Annotated in this window: 17 protein-coding genes and 1 pseudogene; 10 read left to right on the top strand and 8 right to left on the bottom strand. The window is 60.7% G+C overall.

Going from position 1 to position 16202, the window contains the following annotated elements; translation table 11 throughout:
• The first annotated feature begins 113 nt into the window (after positions 1 to 113).
• Together AACY08_RS15180 and AACY08_RS15175 are read left to right on the top strand one after the other, a co-directional pair.
• On the top strand, positions 114 to 251 hold the full coding sequence (locus tag AACY08_RS15180) for a hypothetical protein (protein WP_003175756.1): 138 nt from the start codon (positions 114 to 116) through the stop codon (positions 249 to 251).
• 73 nt (positions 252 to 324) lie between these two features.
• Entirely contained in the window at positions 325 to 1284 is a 960-nt protein-coding gene (locus AACY08_RS15175; protein WP_339470154.1) for a leucyl aminopeptidase, read from the top strand.
• 107 nt (positions 1285 to 1391) lie between these two features.
• Here the strand turns inward: AACY08_RS15175 and rluB are convergent, their stop codons facing one another.
• From rluB to AACY08_RS15145, 6 genes are all read right to left on the bottom strand, one after another.
• Positions 1392 to 2600 carry a 23S rRNA pseudouridine(2605) synthase RluB gene (gene rluB, locus AACY08_RS15170; protein ID WP_339470153.1) on the bottom strand — a complete coding sequence of 403 codons (1209 nt, stop codon included), beginning with the start codon at positions 2598 to 2600 and terminating at the stop codon, positions 1392 to 1394.
• Between the two features lie 144 nt (positions 2601 to 2744).
• Entirely contained in the window at positions 2745 to 2936 is a 192-nt protein-coding gene (locus AACY08_RS15165; protein ID WP_339417156.1) for a DUF1289 domain-containing protein, read from the bottom strand.
• 51 nt (positions 2937 to 2987) lie between these two features.
• The gene (gene scpB / locus AACY08_RS15160) at positions 2988 to 3932 is read right to left on the bottom strand and encodes an SMC-Scp complex subunit ScpB (protein ID WP_339470152.1); all 945 of its coding nucleotides are present in this window, start codon (positions 3930 to 3932) and stop codon (positions 2988 to 2990) included.
• A gap of 12 nt (positions 3933 to 3944) precedes the next feature.
• Positions 3945 to 4643 (bottom strand): segregation and condensation protein A, encoded by a 699-nt coding sequence (locus AACY08_RS15155; RefSeq protein ID WP_175403020.1) that lies wholly within the window; start codon positions 4641 to 4643, stop codon positions 3945 to 3947.
• Positions 4644 to 4763: 120 nt separating this feature from the next.
• Positions 4764 to 5393 (bottom strand): L-threonylcarbamoyladenylate synthase, encoded by a 630-nt coding sequence (locus tag AACY08_RS15150; RefSeq protein WP_065873575.1) that lies wholly within the window; start codon positions 5391 to 5393, stop codon positions 4764 to 4766.
• Between the two features lie 13 nt (positions 5394 to 5406).
• Entirely contained in the window at positions 5407 to 6270 is an 864-nt protein-coding gene (locus AACY08_RS15145) for a PHP domain-containing protein (protein WP_339470151.1), read from the bottom strand.
• 87 nt (positions 6271 to 6357) lie between these two features.
• On the opposite strand from AACY08_RS15145, the gene AACY08_RS15140 reads away from it, so the two are divergent.
• The 7 genes from AACY08_RS15140 to AACY08_RS15110 all read left to right on the top strand — a co-directional run bounded on the left by AACY08_RS15140 (position 6358) and on the right by AACY08_RS15110 (position 11891).
• Positions 6358 to 6954, top strand: a complete 597-nt coding sequence (locus tag AACY08_RS15140) for a septation protein A (RefSeq protein WP_314568617.1) — start codon at positions 6358 to 6360, stop codon at positions 6952 to 6954.
• Between the two features lies 1 nt (position 6955).
• Positions 6956 to 7255 carry a YciI family protein gene (locus AACY08_RS15135; RefSeq protein WP_339470150.1) on the top strand — a complete coding sequence of 100 codons (300 nt, stop codon included), beginning with the start codon at positions 6956 to 6958 and terminating at the stop codon, positions 7253 to 7255.
• A gap of 106 nt (positions 7256 to 7361) precedes the next feature.
• Complete coding sequence (locus AACY08_RS15130) at positions 7362 to 7769, top strand: translation initiation factor 2 (protein WP_339417162.1); 408 nt, start codon at positions 7362 to 7364, stop codon at positions 7767 to 7769.
• A 7-nt stretch (positions 7770 to 7776) separates the two neighbouring features.
• Positions 7777 to 8454: a response regulator transcription factor gene (locus tag AACY08_RS15125; RefSeq protein ID WP_339417163.1), complete on the top strand. Its 678-nt coding sequence runs from the start codon at positions 7777 to 7779 to the stop codon at positions 8452 to 8454.
• A 170-nt stretch (positions 8455 to 8624) separates the two neighbouring features.
• Entirely contained in the window at positions 8625 to 9089 is a 465-nt protein-coding gene (locus AACY08_RS15120; RefSeq protein ID WP_339470149.1) for an LTXXQ domain protein, read from the top strand.
• Between the two features lie 68 nt (positions 9090 to 9157).
• Complete coding sequence (locus AACY08_RS15115; protein WP_339470148.1) at positions 9158 to 10501, top strand: sensor histidine kinase; 1344 nt, start codon at positions 9158 to 9160, stop codon at positions 10499 to 10501.
• A 40-nt stretch (positions 10502 to 10541) separates the two neighbouring features.
• Entirely contained in the window at positions 10542 to 11891 is a 1350-nt protein-coding gene (locus tag AACY08_RS15110) for a CoA transferase (RefSeq protein ID WP_339470146.1), read from the top strand.
• 115 nt (positions 11892 to 12006) lie between these two features.
• On the opposite strand, the pseudogene AACY08_RS15105 reads toward AACY08_RS15110, so the two are convergent.
• Both AACY08_RS15105 and arcD (AACY08_RS15100) read right to left on the bottom strand, forming a co-directional pair.
• Positions 12007 to 12870: pseudogene (locus tag AACY08_RS15105) on the bottom strand (DNA-3-methyladenine glycosylase family protein).
• Positions 12867 to 14294 (bottom strand): arginine-ornithine antiporter, encoded by a 1428-nt coding sequence (arcD, locus tag AACY08_RS15100; protein ID WP_339470145.1) that lies wholly within the window; start codon positions 14292 to 14294, stop codon positions 12867 to 12869. The pseudogene AACY08_RS15105 and the gene arcD (AACY08_RS15100) overlap by 4 nt, the downstream one beginning before the upstream one ends.
• Before the next feature lie 444 nt (positions 14295 to 14738).
• On the opposite strand from arcD (AACY08_RS15100), the gene arcD (AACY08_RS15095) reads away from it, so the two are divergent.
• Positions 14739 to 16166 (top strand): arginine-ornithine antiporter, encoded by a 1428-nt coding sequence (gene arcD / locus AACY08_RS15095; RefSeq protein WP_339470144.1) that lies wholly within the window; start codon positions 14739 to 14741, stop codon positions 16164 to 16166.
• Positions 16167 to 16202: the final 36 nt, after the last annotated feature.

Genomic DNA, 16202 nt, shown 5'->3' with positions numbered 1-16202 from the left:
CCGTGTCAATAAATATTTTGCATTCTGAAACAGGCTCTCCTAGGTTCATCCCACTTGCCCAGCGCAGCCCGTTGGCAAGCCGTTCTCAAACACCGTCCTCTAGGAGATACACCATGCAAGCACTGGAAAACGACCTGGAAACCGAACTGCAACTCGACGATTGGTTTGAAGCGCCGACCCATGAGGCCGCCGTTGAAATGATGCAAGCCGATGCCGTCGTGCCGTTCGGCACCGCGATGTGGCCTTTCTAAAATCGGCAGGTATCCGGCAGGTGCTGTGCACGGCACCTGCCACCCTTACCCAAGGCACAAAAGGATGCACGTCATGGACAAGGCCCGCGCCGTCGAACACTTTCTCTACTACCTCGCGCACCACCCGGCCCTCAGCGGCCTGAATCGTCCCACCGTGTTACTGGGCCATACCGAGCGCTACGACGCCATTGCCCAGGCGATCACCCACAGCAGCGCCGCCCGTTTCAATTTCCAGGTGCAGCGCCTGGACCTGGCCGCCAGCGACGCGCTGGCCCAAGCCATCGAAGCCTGCGACCTCTATCTGTTTTTATACGATTCCTCGACCTTGCCCAACCCACGCGCCGAAGGCCCGGACTTTATCCGCGCGCTGCAGGGCGTGATGGCCGAGCACTGGAAGAAATCCCTGCTGTTCAAGGATTACGGCGACTATTTCTACGACACCTTCAGCGTCGAGCCACAGCGCATTGCCGACCTCAATGCCACGTTGATCCGGCGCATGTCCCAGGCCAATGTGCTGCGCTTCACCGACAAGCACGGCTCGCGGCTGGAGGCGCCGCTGAGCAGCATCAAGAAGTGGACCAATATCAACGGCATCGGCAACCACGACCTCGCACCCGGCGAGATCGCGACCCACAGCGAAGCCATCAATGGCCAGGTGCGGTTTGTCGGCACCTTTCTCAGCACCATCCCGTTTGCACGCAAATATGGCGTGCTGCAATCACCGCTGGAGCTGTGGATCGAGCACTCGACCGTCTGCAGCGTAGCCAGTGAGGTGCCGGGGTTGGCCGATGACTTCAACAAGTACCTGAATGCCAACCCGTCCAACCGGCGCGTGGAGGAATTGGGGATTGGTACCAATGAAGGGGTCAAGGATTTGTATGCGCGCAATGCCGGGTTTGAGGAGCGCCATTGTGGGTTGCATTTGGGCTTGGGAGGTGGGCAGAAAGGCAGCCATCACCTGGACCTGATCTTTGCCAGTGGGACTTTGGCCCTGGACGATAAACCGGTTTTTGATGGGAGATTTGCGTTTTAGAGCCAGCTACAAGTCGTAAGCTATAAGCTTCAAGCAAAAAAAAGCGCCAACCTGTGAGGGCCAGCGCGTTTCTCTTGCAGCTTGAAGCTAAAAGCTTGCCGCTGCTCTTAAGGCTTCTTACGACCAAAACCAGGACGCTGACCCGAACCGGCCGGAGCGCCACGGCGCTTGCCCGACGGCTCGTCCGCGACCAGTTTCGGGCCGGGGCGCTTGTTTGCCGTCGGCTTGGCTGGACGCTTGGTGCTGGCGCTGTCGGCGGGGCGATCCGCTTCACCGCGATTGCTGCGACCACCGGCCGGAGCTGGGCGCGGCGTGCGTGGAGCACGCTCGCCTTCCTGGCGCGATGGCGCGGTTGGACGACGCTCGCCTTCGATCTGCGGCTCACGGGAAATACGACCGCCGGTAGCCGGTGCATTCAGCGCAGGGCGCAGGGTGCGGGCAACGCGCTCGGTACGAGCAACCGGACGCGACGATTTACGCTGCATACGCTCAAGCTTGTCTTTGCTCTTGGCGTTCATCTGCGGCATCGCGACTGGCGTCAGGCCGACTTCGGCGCTGAGGATGTCGACTTCGTACTGGCTCATTTCGCGCCAGCGGCCCATCGGCAGGTCGGAGTTCAGGAACACCGGACCGAAACGCACGCGCTTCAGGCGGCTGACCACCAGGCCCTGGGATTCCCACAGGCGACGGACTTCACGGTTACGACCTTCCATCACCACGCAGTGGTACCAGTGGTTGAAACCTTCGCCACCTGGGGCCTGCTTGATATCGGTGAACTTGGCCGGGCCGTCTTCCAGCACCACGCCGGCTTTCAAGCGCTCGATCATCTCGTCATCGACTTCGCCACGCACACGCACAGCGTATTCGCGGTCCATCTCGTAGGACGGGTGCATCAGGCGGTTGGCCAATTCACCGTCAGTGGTGAACATCAGCAAGCCGGTGGTGTTGATGTCGAGACGACCGATGTTGATCCAACGGCCTTCTTTTGGCTTAGGCATCTTGTCGAACACGGTCGGACGGCCTTCCGGGTCGTCACGGGTGCAAATCTCGCCATCGGGCTTGTTGTACATGATCACGCGGCGCACCGATTCGGCGGCCTCTTCACGCTTGATGACCTTGCCATCAATGGTGATTGCATCGTGCAGGTCGACGCGCTGGCCGAGGGTGGCCTCGACGCCGTTGACCTTGATGCGCTTCTGAGTGATCCAGGCTTCGACGTCGCGGCGCGAGCCCACGCCGATACGCGCCAGCACCTTTTGCAGTTTTTCACCTGCTGGGCCGATTTCCTGGCTGTCGTTCTGGTCTTTGTCGTTCATCTTAAGCACCTCCCGGTGGGTCGATTCAGGCGTGGCCTGAAGAGTGTTGAAAGCGGGGCTTTGGCCGAATAGCTCGGCAAAGGGTCGCGAATCATACGCGCATGACGCGCGTTGCGCATCAGAGACTAGTCGATATGGCCCAAGTCATTTGCTTTTCCGCCGACCGGTGGCGCCCAGCGCCAGCAATCGGAGCTCGGCCTCGGCCAACACTGTGCGCTTGTCGACCTTGTCGAGTTTCTTCCAGGCACGGATTTCGCGCTTGTTGCGGCCACAGCCGACGCAAATGTCGTCGCTGAATTTGCAGACGCTGATGCAGGGGTCTTTGGTTGAACTCATATGATTTCTCCCTGGCAACAATAATCAAATGTGGGAGCGGGTTTGCTCGCGTCAGTCTTCGAACTCGCGGCGCTCGTTTTCGATGGCTTCGGCCAGGGCGCGGGCTTCGTCTTCTTCGTCGCTCAGCGGCGGCTGTTCGAGGGCGGCGACGGCGGCCAGGAGTTTCTCGCGGGCTTCGGCGACGCCGAGGCTATCTTCCTCGGGCTCAGGCTGAACCTCAATCTCAGGTTCGACTTCAGGCTCAACTTCAACGTTCAGCTGGGTTTCAGGTTCAAACGCGCCGTCACGCAGCAAATCGTCGAAGTCGGTCTTGATCCCCTGCTCCATGTCGTCCAGCTCCAGCAACAACGTGTGGAAACTGGTCTCGTCCTTCGGCTCTTCCGGCTCGGCACTGGCATCCGCCAACGCTTGCAAACTGGCGGGCACGGGGGCGTCGTCGAAGTCCAGCACCGGGTCTGGCTCCATTTCGCGCAGTTCGGCGAGCGGCGGCAGGTCGTCGAGGTTTTTCAGGTTGAAGTGGTCGAGGAACACCTTGGTGGTGGCAAACATCGCCGGTTTGCCGGGAACGTCACGGTAGCCAACGATGCGGATCCACTCGCGCTCCAGCAAGGTCTTGACGATATGGCTATTGACCGCCACGCCACGTACGTCCTCGATCTCGCCTCGGGTGATGGGCTGGCGGTAGGCGATCAGCGCCATGGTTTCCAGCATTGCACGCGAATAACGTTGCGGGCGCTCTTCCCATAAACGCCCAACCCACGGGGAAAACTTTTCACGGATCTGAAGGCGATAACCCGACGCCACCTCGCGCAGTTCAAAGGCACGGCCGTCGCAGGATTTGCGCAATATCTCCAGCGCCTTCTTGAACACCGGCGGCTCAGGGCGCTCGGACGCTTCAAAGAGTTCGAACAAGCGCTCCAGGGATTGCGGTTTACCCGAGGCCAGGAGAAAAGCCTCCAGCAGCGTCGCCAGTTCGCGGGGTTCAGTCAGATTCATCGATTCAGCTCTTTATTCGGCTCGCGCCCGCACGTGGATAGCCGCAAAAGGCTCATTCTGGACCAGCTCGACCAAGGACTCCTTGACCAATTCAAGGATCGCCATAAACGTCACCACCACCCCCAGGCGCCCTTCTTCTTTCGTAAACAGTTCGACAAAAGGCACAAACCCGCCACCCTTGAGGCGATCCAGCACATCACTCATGCGCTCGCGGGTCGACAACGCTTCGCGGCTGACCTGGTGGCTTTCAAACATATCCCCACGGCGCAATACCTCGGCCATGGACATCAATAATTCTTCCAGGCTCACGTCCGGCAGCAACTTGCGCGCACGGGCCTCGGGCGCGTCGAGTTTGGGCACCACCACGTCACGGCCGACCCGGCTCAAACCATCGATGCCTTCGGCGGCCGCCTTGAAGCGCTCGTATTCTTGCAGGCGACGGATCAGTTCGGCGCGCGGGTCGTCTTCTTCGGCCTCAACCGTCTCCGACCGCGGCAGCAGCATGCGCGACTTGATCTCGGCAAGCATGGCGGCCATCACCAGGTACTCGGCGGCCAGTTCCAGGCGCACCGACTGCATCAACTCGACATAGCCCATGTACTGACGGGTGATTTCCGCCACCGGGATGTCGAGGATGTTGATGTTCTGCTTGCGGATCAGGTAGAGCAGCAAGTCCAGCGGGCCTTCGAAGGCTTCAAGGAAGACTTCCAGGGCGTCCGGCGGGATGTACAAGTCCAGCGGCATTTCCAGCACGGCCTGGCCATACACCATTGCAAATGGCAGTTCCTGCTGGGCGCCGGCCTGGCTGTCGACGGTTTCCACAGACGACATTCAGGCCTCAACCATAAACGGAGCCGGGTCGCCGCACCCCACACGGATTACCTCCGGTTCGCCGTCGGCCAGGTTGATCACCGTAGAGGCTTTGCCACCCCCGAAGCCGCCGTCGATGATCAGGTCCACCTGTTTTTCCAGGAGCTGGCGCATTTCGTACGGGTCTTCCAGCGGTTCGCTGTCGCCGGGCATGATCAACGACACGCTCATCAGTGGCTCACCCAGCTCGGCCAGCAGCGCCAGGGCAATCGGATGCTCCGGCACGCGCAGACCGATGGTGCGCTTCTTCGGGTGCAGCAGCAGGCGCGGCACTTCACGGGTGGCGTTGAGAATGAACGTGTAGGGGCCCGGCGTGTGAGCCTTGAGCAGGCGGAAGGTGCCGGTGTCGACCTTGGCGAACAGCCCCAGTTGGGACAAGTCGCTGCAGATCAGCGCAAAGTTGTGGTTCTTGTCCAGGTCACGCAGTCGCCTTACACGCTCTACCGCGCCCTTGTCGCCGATCTGGCAACCAATAGCGTAGGACGAATCCGTTGGGTAGATCACCACGCCGCCGGCGCGAATGATCTCGACGGCCTGTTTAATCAGGCGCGCCTGGGGGTTTTCCGGATGAATCTGGAAAAATTGACTCACGTGTTCTACCTGTTCAGACGGTGGCAATAATGGGGTCATGCTTGAATCGCCCCCACAAGAGCGGCAAGTCCTCCGGGACCTGGCGATACTCGCCGATCTCGGACCAGCCGCCTGGGCCATGAAAGTCACTGCCGGCGCTGACCAGCAGACCAAATTCGCGAGCAAGAATCGCCAGGCTGCCCACTTGTTCGGCGGGTTGATGCCCGTTGACCACTTCAATCGCGTGGCCACCCGCACCAATATAGTCGCTGATCAGCTTGCGGCGCTTACTGCGGGTGAAATCGTAATGCCAAGGGTGCGCCAGGCTGACCCAGGCCCCGGAGGCGCGCAGGGTCTCGACGGTGTCTTCCAAGGTCGGCCAATGCAACTTCACATCCCCCAACTTGCCGGCGCCCAGCCATTTGCGAAAGGCTTCGGCACGGTCTTTAACAAAACCTTCACGTACCATCCAGTCGGCAAAATGCGGCCGGGCCGGTGCGTTGCCGCTGTCGCCCAGTTCCTGCTGGATGGCGCGGGCGCCGTCGAGGGCATTGGGCATGCCTTTAAGGCTGAGTTTGCGGCTTATTTCTTCTGACCGCAGCCAACGGCCATCGTGCAAATTAGCGATGGCCTGCACCAATGCCGGGGCTTTCTGATCAAACCCGTAGCCAAGCACATGAATGGTGGCGCCGCCCCAGGTGCAGGACAATTCCACACCGTTGACCAGCTGCATGCCCAGCGCCTGCGCGGTTTCGCGGGCTTCGTCCAGCCCTTCGAGGGTGTCGTGGTCGGTCAACGAAAGGACTCGCACGCCTTTTTCAAACGCACGCGCAACCAGTACCGCAGGCGCCAGGGCGCCGTCGGAGGCCGTGCTGTGGCAGTGCAAATCAACATTCACGGGGCTTTGTAACCTCAAGTCAGCTGGCGCTTTCGCTACCAAGGATGTTTGTTATTATGCCGCCACATCCAGCTTCTGGCTCTTACTGTGAAACAATTCATCGACTTCATCCCGCTGTTGCTGTTTTTCATCGTTTACAAACTCGACCCCAGGGTCATTGATCTGGCCGGCCATGAGCTGACGTTCGGGGGCATCTACAGCGCCACCGCCGTGCTCATCATCAGCTCACTCGTGGTCTACGGCGCCCTCTTCATCTCCCAGCGCAAGCTGGAAAAAAGCCAATGGCTGACCCTGGTTGCGTGCCTGGTCTTCGGCAGCCTGACCCTGGCCTTTCACAGCGAAACCTTCCTTAAATGGAAAGCCCCGGTGGTGAACTGGCTGTTCGCCCTGGCGTTTATCGGCAGCCATTTCATCGGTGACCGCCTGCTGATCAAGCGGATCATGGGCCATGCCCTGACCCTGCCAGAGCCGGTGTGGGTGCGCCTGAACATTGCCTGGATCGTGTTTTTCCTGTTCTGCGGCGCCGCCAACCTGTTCGTGGCGTTCACCTTCCAGGACTACTGGGTCGACTTCAAAGTCTTCGGCAGCCTTGGCATGACCGTGCTGTTCCTGGTTGCCCAGGGTATTTACCTGTCGCGCCATCTGCATGACACCGACCCTACCACGCCAAAAACCGAGGACTGACATGCTCTACGCCATCATTGCTACCGACGTTGCCAACTCGCTGGAAAAGCGCCTTTCCGTGCGCCCGGCGCACGTCGAGCGCCTCAAACAGCTGCAAGCCGAAGGCCGTATCGTATTGGCTGGCCCGCATCCGGCGGTGGACAGCAATGACCCAGGCGATGCCGGTTTCACCGGTAGCCTGATCGTCGCCGACTTCGCTTCCCTGGCCGATGCCCAGGCTTGGGCCAAGGCCGATCCTTACGTTGCAGCAGGCGTTTACGCTGACGTCGTGATCAAGCCGTTCAAGCAAGTCCTGCCTTGACTCAGGTCGCGCCGAACCATTTCAGTTCGGCGCGCTCCTAATTGCTCATTATTCTGAGTAACCTGCCGACAACGTTCTGAATATTCGTGTGGAATCAGGAGTTCCGATGCGCTTACGTCAGTTGTGTCTGTTGGCAGTGTTAATGATCGGGGCTACGGCCCACGCTGAAGAAACCTCGAACACCGGCAGTTCCACGCCCCTGTCCTTGAGTGCCGGCGCCCAGATCACCGAGTTGCAGCAACGTTTGAAAGAAAGCGAACGCCAGCGTGAAGAACTGGGCAAGCAGCTGCAAAGTGCGGAGGCCTCCCGCGAAAGCGCCCAATTGAGTCGCCTTCGCCAAGAGAATCAACGCCTGGCCCAGCAACTCAAAGATTCACAGGGCGGCGCCTTGACCCGCTGGCTGACCGAGCAACAGCAATGGTTTGTCACCGGCGGGGCCGTCGCTCTGATCGCCCTGCTGTGCGGGATCTTCGCCAGCGGTGGGCACCGTCGCCGTCGACAATGGCTAAATTGAGTGAGTCATGAGCGAGCTGTTACTGATAGATGATGACCAGGAGCTCTGCGAGCTGCTGACCCGTTGGCTGAGCCAGGAAGGCTTCCAGGTGCGCGCCTGCCATGACGGCTTGAGCGCACGCAAAGCCTTGGCCGACAGCGCCCCGGCGGCGGTGGTGCTCGACGTGATGCTGCCCGACGGCAGCGGGCTGGAGCTGCTCAAGCAATTGCGCAACGACCACCCGGAGCTGCCAGTGCTGATGCTCTCGGCCCGCGGCGAACCCCTGGACCGCATCCTCGGCCTGGAACTGGGCGCCGACGATTACCTGGCCAAGCCCTGCGACCCGCGTGAGCTTACCGCTCGCCTGCGCGCCGTGCTGCGCCGCAGCCACCCGGCTGCCGTGTCCTCACAGCTGGAACTGGGCGACTTGTGCTTCAGCCCGGTGCGCGGCGTGGTCAGCATCGATGAACAGGAGTTCACCCTCACCGTCTCTGAAAGTCGTCTGCTGGAAGCCCTGCTACGCCAACCCGGCGAGCCACTGGACAAACAGGAACTGGCGCAGATCGCCCTGGGCCGCAAGTTGACCCTTTACGATCGCAGCCTGGACATGCACGTCAGCAACCTGCGCAAAAAGATCGGCCCGCACCCGGATGGCCGGCCGCGGATCGTGGCATTGCGTAGCCGTGGTTACTATTACAGTCTTTAAAGCAGCTGCAAGCTGCAAGCGAACAGCTCTTACTTGCCGCTTGCAGCTAAAAACTTGCAGCTGCCCCCCCTCCCCTTACCAAACCTTTACCCTCTCCTGACGGCGGCTGACCTTGATCTGCGTAATCTACTCACATCCGGACTCACCGGAATAGAGACAGGAGAATCACCATGCGCAAGACCCTTATCGCTTTGATGTTCGCCGCTGCCCTGCCGACCGTTGCCATGGCAGCAATGCCGGAAGGCCCAGGCCCGATGGGTGGCCCGGAAGGTCACATGATGGGTGGCCCGGGCCACGGCGGTGAACACGGTCCGCGTGGCAAAGGCGGCCCCTTCAGCCAACTGGACCTGAGCAAGGAACAGCGCCAGCAGATCGGCAAACTGATGGGCGACCAATGGCACGCTCGCAAAGACTTGACCAAGAAGTACTTGGACAAACTGCCAGCCGCTGACCAGAAAGCCATGCAGGACGAAATCGCCGCCGGCAAGCTGAAAACCCAGGCCGATATCCGCGCGGTACTCAAGCCTGACCAGCAGAAAAAGTTCGACGAGATCGTCAAGAAGCAAGAACAGCGTCGTGCCGAATGGAAGGAATTCCAAGCCTGGAAAGCGCAACAGCCGCAAAAAGCGCAATAATGCCCTCCCATTAACGTTCCCAGCCCAGTGGCCTGCGCCACTGGGCTTTTCCTGTTTGAGGGTTTCCTGTGCGTTCATTGTTCTGGCGCATCCTGGCCAGTTTCTGGCTGGCCATCGCCCTGGTTGCCGGGTTGTCGATCCTGATTGGGCACATGCTCAATCAAGATGCCTGGATTCTCAGCCGTCACCCCGGCCTCAATAACCTGGCGCAAGAGTGGACCCAACTCTACGAAGCCCAGGGTGAGGCCGCTGCGCAGGATCTGCTGCAACAGCGCAAACGCCAGTACCACATCGACGTGCAAGTGCTCAACGAAAGCGGCGACCCGGTGGTGCGCGGCACTTTCCCACGTCGCGCCGCCGCCTTCGAAGCTCGCCAGAATGACAGCCAGGACGGGCACCTGCCCTGGCGCCGCCTGACCGCCGAATACACCAGTGCAAAAACCGGCGACACCTACCTGTTGATCTACCGCATCCCGCACCCGGAACTGGACGAATGGCACCGCAGTAGCCTGACGTGGCCGTTGAGTGCACTGGCAATTGCGCTGGTAGTGCTGACCCTGTTCAGCCTGCTGGTGACGTTGTCCATCACTCGCCCGCTCAGCCGTCTGCGTGGTGCAGTGCATGACCTCGGCCAGGCCACCTACCAGCAAAACAGCTTGGCGCAACTGGCTAACCGGCGCGATGAGTTCGGCGTGTTGGCCACCGACTTCAACCGCATGGGCGCGCGCCTGCAAAGCCTGATCGGCAGTCAGCGCCAATTGCTGCGGGACGTGTCCCACGAACTGCGCTCGCCCCTGGCCCGCTTGCGAATCGCCCTGGCCTTGGCCGAACGCGCCAACCCCGAAGAGCGGGAAAAACTCTGGCCACGCCTGACCCGCGAATGCGATCGACTGGAAGCGCTGATCAGCGAAATCCTGGTATTGGCCCGTGTCGACGCCGACAATGCCAGCGCCGAAGACATCGACCTCAACCCGCTGCTCAAGACCCTGCAGAAAGACGCGCAACTTAGCGCGCCGGACCAAGCAGTGAACCTGATCACTCACACCGACCTGCACCTCAAGGGGTGGCCGACCATGATCGAACGTGCTGTGGATAACTTGCTGCGCAATGCACAGCGCTTTAACCCGCCGGGCTTGCCGATCGAGTTGCAGGCCCAGCGCCTGGGCGAGCGCATCCTGATCAGCGTGCGCGACCACGGCCCAGGCGTTGAAGCCGAACACTTGAGCCAGTTGGGCGAACCGTTCTATCGCGCTCCCGGCCAAACAGCACAAGGCCACGGCCTGGGCCTGGCGATTGCCCGTCGCGCCGCCGAACGCCACGGTGGCAGCCTGATCCTGGCCAACCCTGCAGAGGGTGGTTTTATCGCCAGCATCGAGCTGCCGTTGGTGCCTGGGGTTGTCACACCGGGCTGATCATCTCTTATAGTGGCCCTTCTCTTACGGAGGGCCTTCGATGACTGACCTGCTGACTCCCATCCAAGCTGCACTCGACCTGCCGCAAACGCCCCTGACCTTTACCGAAGCCGGCGCCCTGCCCTCGACCTTCGCCGTGACCGAGCTGGCCAGCGCCAGTATCGGCGCTGCCGGCCAGGCCTTGGCCCAGTTGATCCGGCAACAGACCGGGCGCTTGCCCGGCATCAGCGTGGACCGGCGCCTCGCCTCTTTCTGGTTTTCATCCTCGATTCGCCCGGTGGGCTGGCAAGTGCCGCCGCTGTGGGATCCGGTAGCCGGTGACTATGCCAGCGCCGATGGCTGGATTCGCTTGCACACCAACGCCCCCCATCACCGAGGCGCCGCCGAGCGGGTGTTAGGCAAAGTCACTGACCGTGCCGAGATGGCTGCCCGCGTTGCCCCATGGAGCGCCGCTGAACTGGAACAGGCGGTCGTCGATGAAGGTGGCTGTGCGGCGCAGATGCGTGCCTGGCAGGCCTGGCAAGTGCATCCGCAAGGGTTGGCGGTGAATGCTGAAGACCTGGTGCAGCGCCAGACCTTTGAAACCGACGCCGACAAACCCTGGCTCGGCTCGGTGACGCGGCCACTCGCGGGCATCAAGGTGCTGGACCTGACTCGCGTGCTGGCCGGCCCCGTGGCCAGTCGTTTTCTCGCGGGCCTGGGCGCCGACGTGCTGCGTATCGACTCGCCGACCTGGAACGAACCCGGCGTAGTACCGGAAATGACCCTCGGCAAACGCTGTGCCCGTCTCGACTTGAAGACCCCCGAAGGCCGTCGGATTTTCGAAAGCCTGCTCAAGGAGGCCGACATTCTGTTCCACGGCTACCGTGCCGACGCCTTGGAGCAATTGGGTTACACCGCCAACGAACTGCAAACCCTCACCCCCGGCCTGATCGACGTGAGTCTCAACGCCTACGGCTGGAGCGGCCCGTGGCGAAATCGCCGGGGTTTCGACAGCCTGGTGCAAATGAGCAGCGGGATTGCCGACGCGGGCATGGCCTGGAAACAATCGGATAAACCGGTACCGCTGCCGTTGCAGGCGCTGGATCACGCGACCGGGTATTTGATGGCGGCCAGTGCGATTCAGGCAGTGAGCGAACGGTTGAAAACCGGGCGCGGCGGTTCGGCGCGGTTGTCGTTGGCACGTACGGCGAAGTTATTGGTGGAGGCGGGACAGGTGCCGGAGCAACCGGGGTTGCGCGCTGAAGAGCCAGGGGATCAGGGTTTGGTGATGGAGCAAACAAGCTGGGGCCAGGCCCATCGGTTGTTGGCGCCGCTGACCATCAGCGGCACGCCGTTGCAGTGGGATTTGCCGGCTGGGGAATTGGGGGCGCACCGGCCGCAGTGGTGACCTTGGAATAGCTTTCGCGAGCAAGCCCGCTGCCACATTTTGGCCGAGTACATCCCTTGGAATGCGGTCGAATGTGGCAGCGGACTTGCTCGCGAAGAGGCCAGTACAGACACTATCAATCTGACCGTTGCAACAACGTCCACAAATGCTGCGCCGCATAAGCCCTGAGCGGCCGCCAAGCCTCAGCCCGCGCCGACAACTGCCGCGCCTAAACCGGCCCCCCCTCCAACGCTGCCAGCGCATTAATCAGCCCGATATCCCCCGTCGCAAACGCATCCGCCTCACGCATCTGGCGCATTGCGATGTACTGCGCCGTCCAATCGCCAATCCCCGGTAAAGCCACCAGCCGTGCCACGCCTTCCTTGAGGCTGGCCTTGGGTTCGAACACTTCAGGATCATCCAGCAACGCCTGTGCGACACCCGACAACGTGCGCCCGCGCGCCTTGGGCATGCCCAAGGTCGCCAGGTCCGCCGCCGCCAATACCTCGGGCGTGGGAAAAACATGCGTGATACCCGCATACGGCGTTTGCAGCGGCTGGCCGTATTGCGCCACCAGCTTGCCCGCCAAACGAATCGCGGCCACTACCGTGATCTGCTGGCCCAGCACTGCCCGAATCGCCAGTTCCAGGCCATCCCAAGTGCACGGCACGCGCAGGCCGGGACGCGCCGCCACCAACTGCGCCATCAACGGGTCCGTCGCCAATTGCGCGTTGATCAACTCAGGCTGGGCATCCAGATCAAACAGCTTGCGCAAGCGCCGTTCGATCTCAGGCAGCGCCGAACCCTCTGGAAACTCCACCGCCACGTCCAACCAATCGCCAGCCCCCGGTACCACGCTGAGCCAGCCGTGCTGGCCGCTCACGCTGATACTGCGCCGGTACATGCCAGCTTCGACCGTCTCCATCCCAGCGATAGCGCGCGCCGATAGAAAACCCACCATCGCCGCCCAGTCATAAGGCGGCTGATACGCCAGTCTCACAGCGACAGCACTCCGCTATACAGCCCATACGCCGCCAACCCGGCGCCCGCGATCACGCAGCTGAAAATGCCTTTTTCCAGGTGGGTAAACAGAGGCTGGCCCTGCTCACGCTTGGCGAGGGCAAATAGGATCACGCCCGGTGCATACAGCAGCGCCGACAGCAGCAGGTACTTCAAGCCGCCAGCGTAGAGCAGCCACACCGCATAGCCGAGGGCGATCAGGCCCACCAGCAAGTCTTTCATGCGCTGGCCGTGAGCGCCCTCATAGGTTTCGCCACGCCCGCTCAACAACACCGCATACGCCGCCGACCACAGGTACGGCACCAGAATCATCGACGAGGCCAGGTAAATCAGGGTGGTGTAGGTGCTGTGGGAAAACAGTGTAATCACCAGGAAGGCCTGGATCATCACATTGGTCAGCCACAACGCGTTGACCGGCACCTGGTTGGCATTTGCCTTTTTCAGAAAGGCCGGCATGGTCTTGTCATGGGCGGTGGCGTAGAGAATTTCCGCGCAGAGCAGCGCCCAGGACAGTAAGGCGCCGAGCAGTGACACCGCCAGGCCAATGCTGATTGCCATCGCGCCCCAGGGCCCGACGATATGCTCCAGCACACCGGCCAGGGACGGGTTTTGCAACTGCGCGAGCTCCGGCTGGCTCATGATCCCCAGGGACAGCACATTCACCAGCACCAGCAACGCCAACACGCCAAGAAAGCCGATCAGCGTGGCGCGGCCCACGTCCGAGCGTTTCTCGGCGCGCGCCGAATACACGCTGGCGCCCTCGATGCCGATAAACACAAACACGGTGACCAGCATCATGTTGCGCACCTGGTCCACCACATTGCCGATGTCCGGATTGCCCAGGCCCCAGATGTCCCGGGTGAAAATATCCGCCTTGAACGCTACGGCGGCGATCACGATGAACATCAGCAACGGCACGATCTTGGCCACCGTGGTGATCTGGTTGATGAGGGCCGCCTCCTTGATCCCGCGCATTACCAGGAAATGTACGCCCCACAGCAGCAACGACGCACAGCCGATGGCCACTGGTGTGTTGCCCTGGCCAAACACCGGAAAAAAGTAACCGAGGGTACTGAACAGCAACACGAAGTAACCGACGTTGCCCATCCATGCGCTGATCCAATAGCCCCATGCGGAGGAGAAGCCCATATAGTCGCCGAAACCCGCCTTGGCGTAGGCATACACCCCCGAGTCCAGATCGGGTTTGCGATTGGCCAGGGTCTGGAACACAAACGCAAGGGTCAGCATGCCGACGGCGGTGATCGCCCAGCCGATCAATACGGCACCTACCTCGGCGCGCGCGGCCATGTTCTGCGGTAGGGAGAAGATCCCGCCGCCGATCATCGACCCCACCACCAGGGCGATCAAGGCACTGAGTCGAAGTTTCTGGGCCGGCTGGGACATGTGGACTCCTGAGCAAATAACAGCTTGAGTTGACAGCCGCGCACTCAACTAATTAATTCAGCGAGTATAACGTTTATTAGAGACAGCGATAAAAACACCCCCTCATAACCCAAAGGCATGACAGTTTTTATAGTTCAGGCTTATTTATAATTTAAATAGGGCACTACTTTGTCGCGTCCGAGCCACTTGCTGTCGCATTTTCGAAAAGCTTGCATCATCGAAAAACGGCCTAGCTTCAAACGTCCATACGCAGCACTAAATGATTAATCAAAATGCAGGGATCGCTCTGGGAAGCGGCTTTGCGCGGAAAAATAGTGCCTGAGACTTTCCACCCCAAGTTATTAATTCACAAGGGTATCTGCCAATGAAGTGATCTGAGTCAGATGATTGATTAGCGCACGCAATTATTCTGTGGCCTCTCTTCTCCTGCATTGGAGTTATGCGATGTCTGAATCTCCCGGAAAACTTCGATTAGGCGCACTGGTTGCACTTGTCGTCGGTTCAATGATTGGTGGCGGGATCTTCTCACTGCCGCAAAACATGGCCGCCAGCGCCGATGTCGGTGCGGTGTTGATTGGTTGGGTGATTACCGCCATCGGCATGCTGACCCTCGCGTTTGTCTTTCAAACTCTTGCCAACCGCAAGCCCGACCTCGACGGCGGGGTGTACGCCTACGCCAAGGCCGGTTTTGGCGAATACATGGGTTTCTCCTCCGCGTGGGGCTACTGGATCAGCGCCTGGCTGGGCAACGTCGGTTACTTCGTGTTGCTGTTCAGCACCCTCGGCTACTTTTTCCCGATCTTTGGCGAAGGCAACACGCCGGCCGCAGTGATCGGTGCGTCGGTACTGCTGTGGGCCGTGCATTTCCTGGTACTGCGCGGGATCAAGGAAGCGGCGTTCATCAACCTGGTGACCACCGTCGCCAAGGTCGTGCCGCTGGTGCTGTTCGTGTTGATCGCAGTGTTCGCGTTCAAGCTGGACATCTTCACCGCGGACATCTGGGGCGTGAAAAACCCTGACCTGGGCAGTGTGATGAACCAGGTGCGCAACATGATGCTGGTCACTGTGTGGGTGTTCATCGGCATCGAAGGCGCGAGCATCTTCTCCTCCCGTGCGGAAAAACGCTCCGACGTGGGCAAGGCCACCGTGATCGGCTTTATTACGGTGCTGCTGTTCCTGATGCTGGTGAACGTACTGTCCCTGGGGATCATGACTCAGCCAGAACTGGCCAAGCTGCAGAACCCGTCGATGGCCGCCGTGCTGGAGCATGTGGTGGGCCACTGGGGCGCGGTGCTGATCAGCGTCGGCTTGATCATCTCGCTGCTCGGGGCGTTGCTGTCATGGGTGCTGCTGTGTGCGGAGATCATGTTCGCCGCTGCCAAGGACCACACCATGCCGGAGTTCCTGCGTAAGGAAAACGCCAACCACGTGCCGGTCAATGCCCTTTGGCTGACCAACGCGATGGTGCAGATTTTCCTGGTAATCACACTGTTTTCCGCCAGCACCTACCTGTCGCTGATCTACCTCGCCACCTCGATGATCCTGGTGCCTTACCTGTGGTCGGCGGCCTACGCCCTGCTGCTGGCGGTGCGTGGCGAAACCTACGAAAACGCCCTGGCCGAACGCAAGAAAGACCTGTTCATTGGCGCGGTCGCCCTGATCTACGCGATCTGGCTGCTCTACGCCGGCGGCACCAAATACCTGTTGCTCTCCGCCCTGCTCTACGCCCCTGGCGCGATCCTGTTCGCCAAGGCCAAGCGTGAACTGGGCAAACCGATTTTCACCCTCGTCGAGAAGCTGATTTTCGCCGCAGTGGTCATTGGCGCCCTAGTGGCGGCGTATGGGCTCTACGACGGCTTTTTGACCTTGTAGCTTTTTACCCAAAGAAACTGTTGTTCCTTGGAGGAT

Source organism: Pseudomonas sp. EL_65y_Pfl1_R83 (assembly GCF_963970695.1).
GTDB lineage: Bacteria > Pseudomonadota > Gammaproteobacteria > Pseudomonadales > Pseudomonadaceae > Aquipseudomonas > Aquipseudomonas tritici.
This window is presented reverse-complemented; position numbering and strand designations above follow the sequence as displayed.

Coding starts and splice junctions, on each gene's coding strand:
- AACY08_RS15135 (WP_339470150.1), top strand. CDS start 6,956: ATGCTCTACGCCATCATTGCTACCGACGTTGCCAACTCGCTGGAAAAG.
- arcD (WP_339470145.1), bottom strand. CDS start 14,294: ATGTCCCAGCCGGCCCAGAAACTTCGACTCAGTGCCTTGATCGCCCTG.
- AACY08_RS15110 (WP_339470146.1), top strand. CDS start 10,542: ATGACTGACCTGCTGACTCCCATCCAAGCTGCACTCGACCTGCCGCAA.
- arcD (WP_339470144.1), top strand. CDS start 14,739: ATGTCTGAATCTCCCGGAAAACTTCGATTAGGCGCACTGGTTGCACTT.
- rluB (WP_339470153.1), bottom strand. CDS start 2,600: ATGAACGACAAAGACCAGAACGACAGCCAGGAAATCGGCCCAGCAGGT.
- AACY08_RS15120 (WP_339470149.1), top strand. CDS start 8,625: ATGCGCAAGACCCTTATCGCTTTGATGTTCGCCGCTGCCCTGCCGACC.
- AACY08_RS15165 (WP_339417156.1), bottom strand. CDS start 2,936: ATGAGTTCAACCAAAGACCCCTGCATCAGCGTCTGCAAATTCAGCGAC.
- scpB (WP_339470152.1), bottom strand. CDS start 3,932: ATGAATCTGACTGAACCCCGCGAACTGGCGACGCTGCTGGAGGCTTTT.
- AACY08_RS15175 (WP_339470154.1), top strand. CDS start 325: ATGGACAAGGCCCGCGCCGTCGAACACTTTCTCTACTACCTCGCGCAC.
- AACY08_RS15125 (WP_339417163.1), top strand. CDS start 7,777: ATGAGCGAGCTGTTACTGATAGATGATGACCAGGAGCTCTGCGAGCTG.
- AACY08_RS15180 (WP_003175756.1), top strand. CDS start 114: ATGCAAGCACTGGAAAACGACCTGGAAACCGAACTGCAACTCGACGAT.
- AACY08_RS15130 (WP_339417162.1), top strand. CDS start 7,362: ATGCGCTTACGTCAGTTGTGTCTGTTGGCAGTGTTAATGATCGGGGCT.